Source organism: Streptosporangium saharense (assembly GCF_014203715.1).
Taxonomy (GTDB): domain Bacteria; phylum Actinomycetota; class Actinomycetes; order Streptosporangiales; family Streptosporangiaceae; genus Streptosporangium; species Streptosporangium saharense.
Map to the genome: position 1 here is coordinate 760,379 of NZ_JACHJP010000002.1, position 13,772 is coordinate 774,150.

Annotated in this window: 12 protein-coding genes and 1 pseudogene; 5 read left to right on the plus strand and 8 right to left on the minus strand. The window is 71.5% G+C overall.

Annotation, left to right across the window (positions count from 1 at the left end):
• Positions 1-141: 141 nt before the first annotated feature.
• The 6 genes and pseudogenes from FHS44_RS40905 to FHS44_RS12370 all read right to left on the minus strand — a co-directional run.
• Positions 142-1,146, minus strand: a pseudogene (locus FHS44_RS40905) (pyridoxal phosphate-dependent aminotransferase); the annotation flags it as partial.
• A gap of 13 nt (positions 1,147-1,159) precedes the next feature.
• Positions 1,160-1,978 carry an arylamine N-acetyltransferase family protein gene (locus FHS44_RS12350; RefSeq protein WP_184714102.1) on the minus strand — a complete coding sequence of 273 codons (819 nt, stop codon included), beginning with the start codon at positions 1,976-1,978 and terminating at the stop codon, positions 1,160-1,162.
• Between the two features lie 17 nt (positions 1,979-1,995).
• Positions 1,996-3,390 (minus strand): amidase family protein, encoded by a 1,395-nt coding sequence (locus FHS44_RS12355; RefSeq protein WP_184714103.1) that lies wholly within the window; start codon positions 3,388-3,390, stop codon positions 1,996-1,998.
• Positions 3,387-4,790 (minus strand): aspartate aminotransferase family protein, encoded by a 1,404-nt coding sequence (locus FHS44_RS12360; RefSeq protein WP_184714104.1) that lies wholly within the window; start codon positions 4,788-4,790, stop codon positions 3,387-3,389. Before FHS44_RS12360 ends, FHS44_RS12355 begins: the two co-directional genes overlap by 4 nt.
• A 150-nt stretch (positions 4,791-4,940) precedes the next feature.
• Positions 4,941-5,336 (minus strand): carboxymuconolactone decarboxylase family protein, encoded by a 396-nt coding sequence (locus tag FHS44_RS12365; RefSeq protein WP_184714105.1) that lies wholly within the window; start codon positions 5,334-5,336, stop codon positions 4,941-4,943.
• Between the two features lie 23 nt (positions 5,337-5,359).
• Positions 5,360-6,187, minus strand: coding sequence for a tryptophan 2,3-dioxygenase (locus FHS44_RS12370; RefSeq protein ID WP_184714106.1), 828 nt, complete (start codon positions 6,185-6,187; stop codon positions 5,360-5,362).
• Between the two features lie 251 nt (positions 6,188-6,438).
• On the opposite strand from FHS44_RS12370, the gene FHS44_RS12375 reads away from it, so the two are divergent.
• On the plus strand, positions 6,439-8,040 hold the full coding sequence (locus tag FHS44_RS12375) for an amidase (RefSeq protein WP_184714107.1): 1,602 nt from the start codon (positions 6,439-6,441) through the stop codon (positions 8,038-8,040).
• 7 nt (positions 8,041-8,047) lie between these two features.
• Here the strand turns inward: FHS44_RS12375 and FHS44_RS12380 are convergent, their stop codons facing one another.
• Positions 8,048-8,863 carry a helix-turn-helix transcriptional regulator gene (locus FHS44_RS12380; protein WP_221460666.1) on the minus strand — a complete coding sequence of 272 codons (816 nt, stop codon included), beginning with the start codon at positions 8,861-8,863 and terminating at the stop codon, positions 8,048-8,050.
• Between the two features lie 185 nt (positions 8,864-9,048).
• Between FHS44_RS12380 and FHS44_RS12385 the strand changes: the two genes are divergently transcribed.
• Both FHS44_RS12385 and FHS44_RS12390 read left to right on the plus strand, forming a co-directional pair.
• On the plus strand, positions 9,049-9,990 hold the full coding sequence (locus FHS44_RS12385) for an NADP-dependent oxidoreductase (RefSeq protein WP_184714108.1): 942 nt from the start codon (positions 9,049-9,051) through the stop codon (positions 9,988-9,990).
• A 177-nt stretch (positions 9,991-10,167) separates the two neighbouring features.
• Complete coding sequence (locus FHS44_RS12390; RefSeq protein ID WP_221460667.1) at positions 10,168-11,271, plus strand: nucleotide disphospho-sugar-binding domain-containing protein; 1,104 nt, start codon at positions 10,168-10,170, stop codon at positions 11,269-11,271.
• Between the two features lie 51 nt (positions 11,272-11,322).
• On the opposite strand, the gene FHS44_RS12395 is transcribed toward FHS44_RS12390, so the two are convergent.
• Positions 11,323-11,898, minus strand: a complete 576-nt coding sequence (locus tag FHS44_RS12395) for a helix-turn-helix domain-containing protein (RefSeq protein ID WP_184714110.1) — start codon at positions 11,896-11,898, stop codon at positions 11,323-11,325.
• Positions 11,899-11,946: 48 nt separating this feature from the next.
• On the opposite strand from FHS44_RS12395, the gene FHS44_RS12400 reads away from it, so the two are divergent.
• Together FHS44_RS12400 and FHS44_RS12405 are read left to right on the plus strand one after the other, a co-directional pair.
• Entirely contained in the window at positions 11,947-12,810 is an 864-nt protein-coding gene (locus FHS44_RS12400) for a class I SAM-dependent methyltransferase (RefSeq protein WP_184714111.1), read from the plus strand.
• A gap of 50 nt (positions 12,811-12,860) precedes the next feature.
• The gene (locus FHS44_RS12405) at positions 12,861-13,592 is read left to right on the plus strand and encodes a DUF6461 domain-containing protein (protein WP_184714112.1); all 732 of its coding nucleotides are present in this window, start codon (positions 12,861-12,863) and stop codon (positions 13,590-13,592) included.
• The last annotated feature ends 180 nt before the right edge of the window (positions 13,593-13,772 follow it).

The window sequence follows — 13,772 nt, forward strand, 5'->3', positions numbered from 1 at the left end:
CGGCAGGACGCCCGCCCGGTCCAGGCAGAGACGGCGGTAGCCCTCCTCGCCGCCCGTCTCGTCCACGTACCGGGGAGGGACGCGCAGCCGCAGGTAGGACGTGCACTCTCCGACGTGGAAGGCGTGCCGGGGGAAGCCGAGATCGGCGGTCAGGCGCGCGGCCGCGTGCCTGCGGGCCTCTGCGTAGTGGCACCGCATGGTCCGCAGGTAGTCCTCGCAGGCGGGGTCGCGCAGCCAGCGGGCCATGGCGGCCTGGAGGGGCAGCCCGCTGCCGTAGGAGTGGTGGTGCCACTGCGCCGCCAGCGCCTCCAGCGTGCCGGGATGGGCGGTGAGGGCGCCGACGCCCCAGCCGTTGCAATGGAACTGCTTGCCGAGCGTGCGGACGGCGAGCCACGGCGTCGCGCCGCGCGGATGCCGCCGGATCTCCTCCAGGAGGATCCCCAGCGTGTTGGTTGGCCGTATGTCCGGGTCGTGGACGGCGTAGTAGGCGTCGTCCACGAGGACGGCGGCACGGTGGTCCAGGGCCGTGGTGATCAGCGTCCGGACGGTTGGCGCGTCCCAGTTCGCGGCGGTGGGGTTGTGCTGGGCGTTGAGCACCAACAGCGCCCGGCCGGTCGCCGCCGCCCGTTCCAGCGCGGTCGCCACCTGGTCAGGGTCAGGCCGGTAGCCCCGCGCGGCGTCGAGCGTGTAGTACCGGATGCGGCATCCGAGAGGCGCGAAGATCCCGGGGTAGTCCCATCCGGGCGCCGGGACGAGCACGGTGGGCGGCGCCGCGCCGTCGCGGACGAGCAGCCGTCCGAAGTCGAACATGGCCGCCCGGGTGCCGTCCTGGCTGACCGCCACGTCATAGTCGGCCTGATCCGACGGGCGCGGCAACCCGTGCGTGGTGGCGATGTACTCCGCGAGCGCGCGCCGCAGGTCGGGCAGCCCGTACGGCGAGAGCGTGTATCCGTGGCTGAGATCGGGCAGCCCGTGCGACAGGGCGGCCACGAGGCCGGGGGCCGCCTGTGTCCAGGTCTCCCCCAGGCTGAGATAGATGAGCCTGGCCGGATCGCCGCCCGCGTCCCGGTGGCGCTCGATGAGGCAGGCGTCGCCCAGCGGGTTGGCCAGTCGGCCGCTGTCGAGAACGTCCCATAACGAGTGCATCGTGCCGTACACCTCACATGTCCGTCGTGACCCGCCGCAGCGCCGCCAGTTCCTCCTCGCGCAGGCCGATGCCGAAAGCCTTCAGCACCTCCGGCAGGGCGTCAGAACCCACCGAGCTCTCCTCGGCGTGATCCCCGGCCACCCGCGTCAGCGTGTGACCGCGCAGCTTCAGCCGGGTGGCGCCGGACAGCCGCTGGAGGTACAGCCTCCGCTTCAGCATCGAGCGGGGATGCGTGCTGACGTAGTGGTGGGCGACGGCGAAGTCGACGGGCGGGCGTGCCTCCAGGCTCAGCAGGTAGAGGCACTCCCACGCGCCGTCCCGGTTCACCTCCACGCGGCACTGGTGGTCCCGGTGGGCTCGGACGCGGAACGCCCGCGATCCCTGCCCGGTCACCTCGCCCTCCCGCAGCGGCAGCGGGGCGAGGAAGCCCTCCTCACCGAAACCCACGTCGCACAGCCAGGCGTCGCCGTCCGCCACGACCCGCAGGGCCATGTGCGTGCGAGGTCGCGGGCCCCGGCCGCCAAGGATGACCCGGGCGGCCAGGCGGTCCACGCGGAAGCCGAGGCGTTCCAGGACGCAGCCGAAGAGCAGGTTGTGCTCGTGACAGCAGCCGCCACGCGGCCGCCTGCACATCTTGTCCACGATGTCGGGGACGCACAGGCTCGGCGTGCGGTCAAGGAGCAGATCGATGTTCTCGTACGGCAGCGCGGTTGCATGGGCCACGTGCAGCAGGTTCAGCAGGGACGGCCCGGCGCCGGGGAGCGTGCCGGGGGTCACGCGGGCCAGGTAGGCGGGCAGGTCGAGCGTGTCGGCGCCCCAGGGGTCGGACACGGCTCCTCCTCAGAGGTTCAGGTGGTGGGTTCGGCGGCGGAGGACCAGATATGGGCGCATCGGGCGGCCAGGTCGAGAAGGAATCTGTCGGTGCGGGGCGGGGTGTCGAGGAGCAGCCCGACCGGCAGTCCTTCGGGCGTCGTCCCGGCGGGCAGGCTGATCGACGGCCACCCCGCGACGGCGGCGAAGGCGGTGTTGCGGATGTAGGAGGGGAAGACCGGTCCGGCATCGACGTCGGCGGGCGCGGCGGGCAGGATGGTCGTGGGCGACAGGAAGGCGTCGGCCCGGTGCCCACGCAGCAGGCCGAAGGCCGCGTCGGCGAGGTCGTCCTGGACGCGCAGCGCGTGCCGGTAGCGCTCGTCGGAGACCGCTGGGCCGTACAGCAGTGGAGTGAGCACGTCGGCCACATCCGGGCTGGCGATCCGGCGGACCAGTTCGCCGGGGTCGCGGCAGGTTTCGCACCGGGCCAGGTAGAAGGCCAGCTCGTGCCAGGTCTCGTGCAGCGGGACCGCCATGGCGGCCTCCTCCAGCAGGCTCGCGGGCTCGGGCGGATCCACCTCGACGAGGTCGGCTCCGGCGCGTCGCAGGTCCCGCAGACGGGCGGCGGCCACGGTGGCCACCCGGGGGTCCAGGCCCGCCCAGGCCGACCGTGGCAGCAGGAGCCGGATCCGCCCGTCAGGCCGGGGCGCGGGTTCACGCGGGCACGGGTACGGCCCGGCCGGGTCCGCGGCCAGGAGGGCGTCGAGGAAGGCGACGTCCGCCAGGTGCGTGGCGATGACGCCGACGGTGTCCCGGGTCCGGGAGACGCGCAGGACTCCCGCGGCCGGATAGCGGCCGGTGGTCGGGCGCATGCCGACCAGGCCGCAGAGCGCCGCCGGGATGCGGACGGAGCCGCCGGTGTCCGTGCCGAGTCCCGCGGGAGCGAGCCCGGCGGCGACGGCCGCGGCCGTTCCCGAGCTGCTGCCGCCGCAGACGAAGCCGGGGGCGACCGGGTTGCCCACGGTTCCGAAGGCCGCGTTCTGGCCGGTGACGCCGTAGGCGAGCTCGTGCATCCCGGTCTTGCCCAGGACCAGGGCACCGGCCCCGGCCAGGCGCCGCCACACCTCCGCCGACCGGCCGGGCCGGTGGTGGCGCAGGGCCGGGGTACCGGCGGTGGTGGGCAGGAGGGCGACGTCGATGTTGTCCTTGACTACGAGGGGAACGCCGTGCAGGGGACGGCGGGCGGCGGTGCCCTCGCGGTCGGCGGCCCGCGCCTCGGTCAGCAGACGGTCGGCGTCCAAGGTGACGAAGGCGTTGGACGAGGCGTGCTCGGCGCACCGGTCCAGAACGTCGCGTGCGTGCTCCTCGCAGCTCAGCCGGCCCTCGCGCAGCGGTCGCGCGGTCGCGGCGAGCGAGCGGGCCGGGCGGCTCACGGCGTCGCCGGAGCGGACGCGAGGAGATCCGGGTGACGCTCGGCCAGGTAGGGGCGCAACGTGTCGAGGGCGTGGCCGAAGGCGGCGGCGAAGGCGGCCACGTCGGCGTCGTCCATCGGCAGGCTGAGGCACAGCAGGCCGTGCCGGGCGGTGAGGAACCCCTGGTTGAGCAGGTGCAGGTGGAGCAGGGCGCGCAGGTCCTCCCGCCCGCGCCGCAGGGCGGCGGTCCCGGCGGCGTCGCGGGGCCGCTCGGCGCCGAAGTGGAAGTAGCCCAGCGAGCCCGCTCCCACGGCGTGACCCGTGACGCCGCGCTCTCGGGCGGCCTCGTCCAGCAGGGCGCGCAGCCGTCCGCCCATGGCGTTGAGCCGGTCGATGTCGCCGGGGCCGAAATGGTCGAGCGCGGCTATACCGGCGGCCAGTGAGAGGTTGTTGGCGCCGAACGCGCTCGCGTGGTAGACGGGATCGCGCCCGGACGGGTCGAAGATGGCCATGACGTCGGCCCTGCCACCGAACACGCCGATGGGCAGCCCACCACCGATGATCTTGCTGAAGGTGGACAGGTCGGGCCGCAGGTCGTGGCGGACCTGCCAGGGGCCGACGCGGAAGGTGGCGCACTCGTCCAGGATGAGCAGCGCGCCCTCCCGCTCGGTGGCCGTACGCAGGCCCTCCAGGTATCCAGGCTCGGCGGGCACCCCGCCGCCCACGCCGAGCATCGGTTCGACCAGGAAGCCCGCCACCTCGCCGCGGTAGGCGCGCAACACCCTGCGGGCGGCGTCGAGATCGTTGAACGGCACGGTCACCACGCACTCCAGCACCGCGCGTGGCACACCCTGGGCCAGGCGGGCGTCGGGCAGGCCGGGAAGCCGCTGCGGGAAGCTCGGCCCCGAGGTGACGAAGGCGCTGACATGGCCCCAGTCATGGGTGCCGTGGTAGCCACCGTCGATCTTGACGATGACGTCGCGGCCGGTGAAGGCGCGTGCCGTACGGATGGCCCACATCGTCGCCTCCGTGCCGGAGTTGCAGTAACGCACGCGCTCCAGCGCGGGGACCCGGGCGCACAGCCGCTCGGCGTGCCGGATCTGCAGCGGGCCGGGACCGCCCAGGGCGGTGCCCAGCCCGGCCTGTTCCCGTACGGCGGCCACCAGGGCGGGATGGTTGTGCCCGTGGACCAGCGCGCCGTAGTTGGACAGCACGTCGAGATACCGGTTGCCATCTACGTCCCTGACCTGGGCGCCCTCGCCCGTGTCGAAGTAGAGCGGGTACGGCGTGTAGGTGGTCATCGTGCGCGTGTCCCCACCGGGCAGCACCTCCGCCGCCGCCAGGAAGGCGGCCCGTGAGGAGGGGCTGCGGGCGGCGTAGTCGTGGAGGATGGCCTGGGACACGTGGTCGGCGTCGGACATGGTCGCTTCTCCGTTCGGTCCCTCCCGGAGAGGAACGCCCCCTTCCGGCGGGGACCGCCTGCTACCCGTCGCCCTGTGCCGCGAACGCCGGTCGAACCCGGCGTGGGCCGGATGTCAGGGGCGGGTAAGCCGCAGGTCAGGATGCCCGCTTCAGCCCTGGCCCGACCGCTCCTCCACGATGGCCTTGAGCTGTTCCATGGCGTTGATGACCCGGGGGAAGCCCGCGTAGGGGAGGCACTGGATGAACGTCTCGGCGATGTCGGAGGCCGCGAGGCCGACGTTCAGCGCGGAGTTGATGTTCGCTCTCATCGGCGCGTCGCCGATACCCATCGCGGCGAGGGCGGAGAGCCGGACGAACTGCCGTTCTCGCAGTGAAAGCACGGATCTGCTGTAGATGTCGGCGAAGACGAACTCGATCAGGAACCGTCCCAGGTCGGGTGCGATGCCGGCGAAGTCATCAAGCTTCCGCTGTCCGTCTGCGGGGTCGATCTCGTTCATCAGCTCCAGGCCACGCCGGTGGCGCGGGTCCTGCGGTCGGTCGCTCATGGCAGGGCTTTCGGGAGTGTCGGTCAGGGGTCGAGGACGGTGCGGGCGGCGTAGATCTCGGGGAAGAGCGGCCGGTTGACCAGGGAGGCCAGGTACGGCACGCCACGGGAGCCGCCGGTCCCGTGTTTGTCGCCGATGACGCGGCGCACGGTGCGCATATGGCGGAACCGCCACAGCTGATGCCGTTCCTCCAGCTCCACCAGACGTTCGGCCATCTCGTACTCGGCCGCGTGGGCGTGCCGGTCCTCGTAGACGCGGCGAAGCACGGCGACGATCACCTGGTCGGGTTCCTCGTGACAGGTGTGGACGCGGTCGAGGTAGCCGACGGGGACCGGATGTCCTGCTCTGTGCAGGAACCGGATGAACTCGTCGTACACCGTCGGCCGCGCGATCGCCTCACGCAGCGCGTCCCGCTGGAAGGACCCGTCGTACTCCTCGACGAGTTCGGCGCGCTTGTCGCCCAGCCGGTACTCCAGCATTCGGAGCTGGACGGACTGGAAGCCGGTGGCACCCCCGAGCACAGGCCGGAACTCGGCGAACCGGTCGGGTTTCAGGGTGGCGATGACCGACCACTGCTCGACGAGCTGCCGCTGGATCACGAAGATCCGGTCGAGGGACCGGAACGCCGCCCTGAGCCGGTCGTGCCGGAGTTCGTGGACCACGTCGTCGAGCTCGTGCAGGATCAGCTTCACCCACAGCTCGGTCGTCTGGTGCTGCACGATGAACAGCAGTTCGTCATGGTGCGGCGGTTCCGAGATCGGACGCTGGGCGTCGAGCAGCCGGTCGAGGCAGAGGTAGTTCTCGTAGGTCAGATCGCGGGGCGCGTCGGCACGCCGGCGACGTCTCAGCATGGCCGCCCCCGGTCCCGACCGCGCGGCCGGAAAACTTCGGCCACCTCGTCAAGAATGGTTTCCATGTCGAATCCGTACAGCCGCCGACTCCAATGGTCCGGCACCCCTACCCACCTTCACCGAACCCTAACGACGGACTTCTCACCCGCCTTCCGCGAGGCTCCCCAGCCCCATCACGGAGGACCCGGTCCGGCAAAAGTATGAACCGGAAACATTTTCCTTGGAAAGCATGATCGCTACGCTGGTCGTTCATGACTCTCACGCATTCCGCGCGATGGCTGGTGGCGGCGACACTCGTCGCCGGGCTGTCCGTGGCCGCTCCGGTGCACGCCCAGGAAACCCAGGCACGCGCCCAGAGGAACACCGTCCTGCGCGGTCTGGACCTGGACCGCGCGACCGTTCTGGACATGCAGCGCGCCATGAACCAGGGGCGCTTCGACTCGGTGGGGCTCACCCGGTTCTACCTCGACCGGATCCGCACGGTCGACCCGCTGCTGCACGCGGTCATCGCGACCAACCCCGCGGCGCTGCGGGAGGCGAAGGAGAGCGACCTGCGGCGGCGCCAGGGAGCGCGCGGCCCTCTTGAGGGCATCCCGGTCCTGCTCAAGGACAACATCGCCGCCTCAGGACGCGCGACCGCCGGTTCGCTGGCGCTGGTCGGCGCCCGACCGGCCAGGGACGCCTTCCTGGTCCAGCGGCTGCGCGCCGCGGGCGCGGTGATCCTCGGCAAGACGAACCTGTCGGAGTGGGCCAACTTCCGCTCCAGCCCCTCCTCAAGCGGGTGGAGCGCGGTCGGCGGCCAGACCAACAACCCCTACGTCCTGGACCGCAACCCCTGCGGGTCGAGCAGCGGCTCCGGGGTCGCCGCCGCCGCGAGCCTGGCCGCGGTCACCGTCGGCACCGAGACCGACGGCTCGATCGTCTGCCCCGCGGGCATCAACGGCGTCGTCGGGATCAAGCCGACGCTCGGCCTGGTCAGCCGCGCCGGGGTGGTCCCGCTCTCCCTGGCCCAGGACACCGCTGGCCCGCTCACCAGGAACGTCACCGACGCGGCGGCCGTGCTGTCCGTCATCCAGGGGGTGGACCCGCGCGATCCGGCCACCGTGGCGGGTGGAGACCGTGACTATCTCAGGGCGTTGCGGCCGGACGCGCTCAAGGGCAGGCGGATCGGCGTCTGGCGTTCCGCGGCGGGGAACAACCGGGAGGTGCTCGCCACCCTGGACGCCGCCGTCGCCACGCTCAGGGCGCGGGGCGCGACCGTGGTCGACAACCTCGAACTGACGGATACGGCCGAGGCCGCCGAGCTGGAGTTCCCGGCTCTGACGACCGAGTTCAAGCACGACATCAACGCCTACCTGGCCGACACTCCCGGACAGCACCCCAAGGACCTGGCCGGACTGATCGAGTTCAACAAGAAGCACGCCTCGACCGAACTCCGTTACTTCGGGCAGGAGCTGTTCGAGCAGTCGCAGGCGACCAGCGGTGACCTGAACGACTTCGAGTACCGCGCGGCCAGGGAGAAGGCGACCTCGCTCTCCCGCGAGTCGATCGACTCCCTGATCGCCGCCAAGCGGCTCGACGCGGTGCTCGCGCCGACCAACAACGGAGCCTGGCTGACCAGCCTGACCAAGGGCGACGACTTCACCGACTTCGTCGCCACCTCCACGCCCTCGGCCATCGCCGGATACCCCGCGATCACGGTTCCCGGTGGATACGCGAAGAACGTGCTGCCGCTCGGCGTGACCTTCTTCGGCGGCCGGTTCTCCGAGCGGACCCTGATCGCCATCGGCTACGCGTTCGAGCAGGCGGGCCGGGTGCGCAAGCCGCCGACCTACCTGCGGACGCTGCCCTGACGAACCCCTACCGGCTCTCCCGCTCCGCCGGAACCGGCGGGGCGGGCTGGGGCGGGACGGTGAAGATGCGCAGGCGCTGGTCGGAGGCGGGGGTGAGCAGGGTCTCGACGTCGAACTCGAGCGTCCCGGTCGTGGGGTGACGCACCCGGAGCCGGTAACTGCGGTAGACGCCGACCTCGTGCAGGTCCCACAACTCGGCGAACTCGTCGCTGTGCGCCCGCAGCCGCCGTACCAGACGGGCCGCCACCGCGTCACCGCCGCGTCTGGCGACCGAGGCGCGCAGGTCGGCGACCTGGTGGCGGCTGCATTTGTTCCACTCCTGCGGCGTGTACGGCTCCCGCACCTTCGGGTTGGTGAACCAGGCCCACACGACGTTGGCCCCCTCCCCCTCGGCACCGCACACCGGGTCGAACAGGGCCTCGGCGATGGCGTTCTGCGCCAGCAGGTAACCCAGGTCGCTGACCACCTGGACCGGGGTGTCACGCACCTGTTCCAGCAGGTGGCGCACGCCGGGGGCGATCAGTTCCCCCGCGGGGCGGGCGATGGGCGCGTGGTGCCCGGCCAGGAGGTGGAGGTGGTCGCGCTCATCGTCGCTGAGCCGCAGCGCCCGCGCGAGGGCGGCGAGCATCTGCGCCGAGGGCTGCGGGCTCCTGGCCTGTTCCAGCCGCATGTAGTAGTCGGAGGACATGCCGGAGAGCTGTGCGACCTCCTCCCGGCGCAGTCCCGGTGTACGGCGGCGCGGCCCCTCGGGCAGCCCCACGTCCGAGGGGCGCAGCCGCGCGCGGGAGCGGCGCAGGAAGTCGGCGAGATCGCTCCGGTTCATACCGTTCATCACTTCGCGGAACACCCCCTCTCCCACCGGGATTCCCGATTCGGAGACTAGGATTTTCGATCCTAGGGAAAACGCTCCGCTTCTCGTCCGTCACGGGGAATGAGACCGTTCGGCCATGTTCCGGTGCGTGGCGCACCGCCCCGCACGAACACCCCGAACGAGTTCTAAGGAGCGTCATGTCCTCTTCGTCCCTCCCCGCGACCGGCAGGGCCGTCACCGTCCCCTCCTACGGCGGAGCCGAGGAACTGCGGCTCACCGAGGTGCCCGTCCCCTCCCCCGGTCCCGGCCAGGTGCTGCTGCGGGTGCACGCGGCCGGGGTCAACCCGGTCGACTGGAAGATCCGCGCCGGACTGCTCAAGGAGTTCATTCCGGTCGCCCTGCCGTACACGCCGGGGGGCGAGGCGGCCGGTGAGGTGGTGGCCGTCGGCGAGGGCGTGAGCGCCTGGGCGGCCGGGGACGAGGTCTTCGGCCCGGTCGCGGGCGGCTACGCCGACCACACCCTCGCCGAGGCCGACCGGCTCGCCACCAAGCCCGCCGACCTGTCCTGGGAGGCCGCCGCCGGGCTGTACTCGTCGGCGGAGACCGCCAACCGGGTGCTGGACCTCCTCAAGGTCACCGAGGGGGAGACCCTGCTGGTCCACGGGGCCGCGGGCAGCGTCGGCGGCCTGGTGGTCCAGTTCGCGGTCGCGTCGGGCATCCGTGTCGTCGGTACGGCGAGCGAGGCGAACCACGAGTACCTGCGCGCTCTCGGCGCGGTTCCCGTCGCCTACGGCGAGGGGGTGTTCGAGCGGGTCCGTCAGGCGGCGCCCGAGGGGGTGGACGCCGTGCTGGACGCGGCCGGGGGCTCGCTGGCCGGTTCTGTCGAGCTGCTCGGCGGTCCCGAGCGTGTCATCGGCATCGTGAGCGTGCCCGAGACCATCGAGACCGGGACGCGCTTCACCGGGGGCGGCGAGGGCGAGAACCACGGCGCCCAGGCGGTGGCACGGGCCCTGGCCCTGCACTCCGCGGGCACCCTCGACCTGCCGATCCGCGCCGTCTTCCCGCTGACCGATGCCGCCGGGGCGCACCGGCTCAGCGAGGAGGGCCACGGCCGCGGCAAGATCGTCCTGGTTCCCTGATCCGCCGGGTCCCGCGAGAAGTCACCCGGACGGCTCTTGATCAACACGTGGGGGATTCGGTTGACTTGACCCCGGAAGAGCAAGGTCAAGAAAACAGGGTGTCAAACGACAGAGGGGACCTGTCAGACAATGCACGTGCTTTTCGTACCTGCTCCGGGAATCGGGCACGTATTTCCCATGGTGCCGCTCGCGTGGGCGTTCCGCCTCGCCGGGCACGAGGTCACCTTCGTCGCCGCGGGGGACGCCCTCGCGGTCCGTGAGGCCGGGTTCCTCGCCCTGGACGCCGTACCCGGCCTCACCACGGCCCGGATGGTCGCCGACTTCAAGGAGGGTCCCGCGGCCGAGCGTCTCCAGCAGCCCCTGGAGAGCGTGAGCCAGGAGGAGCTTGAGCGGATCAAGCCGCTCGTCGTCGCGATGTGGGACGGCTACGTGGACGGGCACGTCAGGCTCGCCGAGCGCCTGCGCCCGGACCTGGTGGTCTACGACCCGATCTTCACCGCGGGCCCGGTCGCCGCCGCCAAGCTGGGCGTGCCGTGTGTCGCGCACGGCATCGGGGTCGGTGGGTTCGAGCCCTCGGTGTTCGACGAGGCGCCCGCGAACGGGGCGTTCCTGCGGCACGGCGTCTCGGTGCCCAAGGGCATCGAGACGATCGGCGTCGTCCCGCCCAACCTGGAGATCGGGCCCCGGCCCCGGTGGTCCATGCGGTACGTGCCCTACAACGCCGGTGGGCTGCTGCCCGAGTGGCTGCTCGACGAGAGTGACCGGCCCCGGGTCGCGGTCACGCTGGGCACGGTGGTGCCGGAGACCCACGGGCTCGGCGAGTTCACCCCGATCATCGAGGCTGCCGAGTCGGTCGACGCGGAGTTCGTGATCGCCACGGGCTCCGACGAGACCGCGTGGTCCACGCCGCTGCCGCCGAACGTGCGGGTGACCGGCTGGGTGCCGCTGGGGGCGCTGCTGCGCGGCAGCTCGGCGGCCATCCACCACGGCGGGGCGGGCACCACGCTGACCTGCTCCGCGCTGGGGGTTCCCCAGCTCATCCTGCCCAACGGCGCCGACCGGCACATCAACGCCCAGACGCTGTCCGCCAGGGGCAGCGCGCTGACCACGCTGATCGGTGACCTGGAGGTGCCGCTGATCGAGCGCCTGCTGACCGACGAGGCGCTGCGCGCGACGGCGCTGGAGGTCAGGGCCGAGATCGAGGCGCTGCCCACCCCGGCCGAGATCGCCACGGAACTGACCGCGCTGTACACCCCGGACGCGCTCAGGCCCGCGGTGTGACACCCCGTCCGGCTCCGCCGTACCGGACACGTTCTGGTACGGCGGAGCCGGTCAGGCCAGTTGCCACAGGTGGGTGCGCTGCCCCTCGTGGTCGAGGACGCACAGGATCTCCGCCGGGCCGTCGTCGGCCCCGAAGGCGTGCGGGATCATGGTGGAGAACTCGGCGGCCTGCCCGGCCTCGACCCTGATGGTCCGCTCCCCCAGCAGCAGCGTGAGGGTTCCCGACAGGACGGTGAACCAGTCCCTGCCGGGGTGGACCTTCAGTTCGTCGACGCCGCGCCGTACGGGCCGGGTGACGCGCATCTTCGCCACCGTCACGCCGTGCGGCGCGTCGCGCCCGCCCAGCATCCAGGTGGTCACCCCCCGCGTCTCGTCGTGCCTCGGCCTGATCACCACGTCCTCGTCGCCCACGGGCTCGACGAGTTGGTCGATGGTGGTGCCCAGGGCGCGGGCTATGGCGCTGAGCTGGTCGAGGCTGATGCGCCGGTGGCCGGTCTCGATGCGGCTCAGGGTCGAGGGGCTCAGATAGCAGCGGCCCGCCAGGTCGTCGAGCGACCAGCCCCTGGCCACGCGCAGCCCCCTGATCCGGCCGCGCACCACGCTGTCGAGATCACCGTCTTGCTTCATACGCAAGATGGTATGTCATTGACGCAAACAGCTCATAAGGTTCCCTCCATGGGAAACCACCACCATCACCACCACGCCACCGCCGGACACGACGACCCAGGCATGGCCGAACTCCTCGACCTGGACGCGGAGGTCCTGCGCGACCACCTGACCGAGGTGACGGACCTGGTCGGCGAGCTGACCGCGGACGCGCCGCCCCGCGTGATCCTCGACCTGGGCAGCGGCACGGGAACCGGCATTCTGACGCTGCTGCGCCGCTTCGGGGACGCCGAGGGGATCGCCCTCGACATGGACGAGCGCATGCTGCGCCACCTCGCGGACAGGGCCGACGCCCTCGGTCTCGGCAGGCGGGTCCGTACCGTCCAGGCCGACCTGGACACCACCTGGCCGTCCTTCGGCGCCGTGGACCTGGTCTGGGCCTCGGCCTCCATGCACCACGTGGCCGACCCCGGCCGGGTGCTGGCCGACGTCCACGCCACACTCAGGCCGGGAGGACTGCTGGCCGTACTGGAGATGGACGCCCTGCCGATGCCGCGTTTCCTGCCCGACGACGTGGGGGTAGGCCGTCCCGGGCTCGAAGCGCGCTGCCACGCCCTGCTGGCGGAGCAGCGCGCCGAGCACATGCCGCTCCTGGGCTCCGACTGGGGGGTTCCGCTGTCCGAGGCCGGGTTCACCGTCGAGGCCAAGCGGACGTTCGCCATCGACCTGAGGCCACCGCTGCCCGCCGAGACAGGCCGCTACGCCCAGGCGACCCTGCGCCGCATCCGCTCCGGCGTCGAGGACCACCTGGACCCCGACGACCTGTCCACACTCGACACCCTGCTCAACGGCGACGGCCCGGAGTCCGTACTGCGGCGAACGGACCTCACCGTCCGCACCACAAGAACAGCCTGGATGGCCAGGCGCCCCTGATGTCGCTGAAAGGTGTCGTTGAAAGGTATGGAATGCGGCCTTCGGAGCGTATGTGGCACTTCCTGTGGAAGTACGCGCTCACCACGGAGTTCAGCGCGGTGTGGGTCGACCGGCTGGGCCTGGACGAGGTGGGGCGTCGGGTGGGCGCCGACGTTCGCGACGCTCGCCGCCTCAACCGCGACGAACTCGCGGACGAGCTTTTCCACATGAACGGCGGAGCGACGGTGGTCTGGGCCGACCGATTGAACGACGACTGGCTTCAGATGATCGAGTTCCGAGGGTTCGCGTGCAGCAACGCCCTGACCGGCCTGTCTGCTCACGGAGGGCGAGCTGTCAGCGTGGGCTGGGGGCTGAACGGCCTTCGTGATCTCACCTACGTGACGGACGGCTTTCACACCACTGGTTTCAGCCTCACCGTTCCCGGCGGACGGTACGGCAGCGCCCCCGACGCGCTGGACTCCCTGGCCGAGGGCCTGCTGTTCGACATCGACGACACGAGCTGGATGACGGATCCGGAACTTCCCCCAGGCTGGCTGGACTTCGAGGAATGGTCAGCCGACCTTGAGGAGAGCGGGCGCGCGGTGGGAGACATGGAGGGAGAGGAACCGCTGCCGGAGGCCTTCGGCGACTTCTACGCCTGGTCGCTGAACGGCTACCACCCGCCCCTGGCGACCTGTGTCACCTCCGCCTTGACGCTCGTCGGAAGGCTCACCGGCAGAGAGATCGACGACGCGTGGCTGAGCGGAACCCACGTGCGGCTCACGATCCCCAACAGGCTCTGAGCGGCGTGGGGCCTGGTCCGTCGGGACGCGGGTGCCGAAGCGCTCCCGACCGTGCCATGAGGACCGCGTGGACGGCCAGGCGCCCCTGACCCCTCCGGCTGCCGGATACGGCGTCACGGGATCGGACAACGGAAATGACAGAACACGTTTTCCCGGTCTTCTCCGGCGAACAGGAAAACG

What these genes read in the sequence shown, in the direction of transcription:
- FHS44_RS12360 (WP_184714104.1), bottom strand. Translation starts at nt 4,790, where the DNA reads ATGTCCGACGCCGACCACGTGTCCCAGGCCATCCTCCACGACTACGCC.
- FHS44_RS12365 (WP_184714105.1), bottom strand. Translation starts at nt 5,336, where the DNA reads ATGAGCGACCGACCGCAGGACCCGCGCCACCGGCGTGGCCTGGAGCTG.
- FHS44_RS12370 (WP_184714106.1), bottom strand. Translation starts at nt 6,187, where the DNA reads ATGCTGAGACGTCGCCGGCGTGCCGACGCGCCCCGCGATCTGACCTAC.
- FHS44_RS12375 (WP_184714107.1), top strand. Translation starts at nt 6,439, where the DNA reads ATGACTCTCACGCATTCCGCGCGATGGCTGGTGGCGGCGACACTCGTC.
- FHS44_RS12380 (WP_221460666.1), bottom strand. Translation starts at nt 8,863, where the DNA reads ATGAACCGGAGCGATCTCGCCGACTTCCTGCGCCGCTCCCGCGCGCGG.
- FHS44_RS12385 (WP_184714108.1), top strand. Translation starts at nt 9,049, where the DNA reads ATGTCCTCTTCGTCCCTCCCCGCGACCGGCAGGGCCGTCACCGTCCCC.
- FHS44_RS12390 (WP_221460667.1), top strand. Translation starts at nt 10,168, where the DNA reads ATGGTGCCGCTCGCGTGGGCGTTCCGCCTCGCCGGGCACGAGGTCACC.
- FHS44_RS12395 (WP_184714110.1), bottom strand. Translation starts at nt 11,898, where the DNA reads ATGAAGCAAGACGGTGATCTCGACAGCGTGGTGCGCGGCCGGATCAGG.
- FHS44_RS12400 (WP_184714111.1), top strand. Translation starts at nt 11,947, where the DNA reads ATGGGAAACCACCACCATCACCACCACGCCACCGCCGGACACGACGAC.
- FHS44_RS12405 (WP_184714112.1), top strand. Translation starts at nt 12,861, where the DNA reads ATGTGGCACTTCCTGTGGAAGTACGCGCTCACCACGGAGTTCAGCGCG.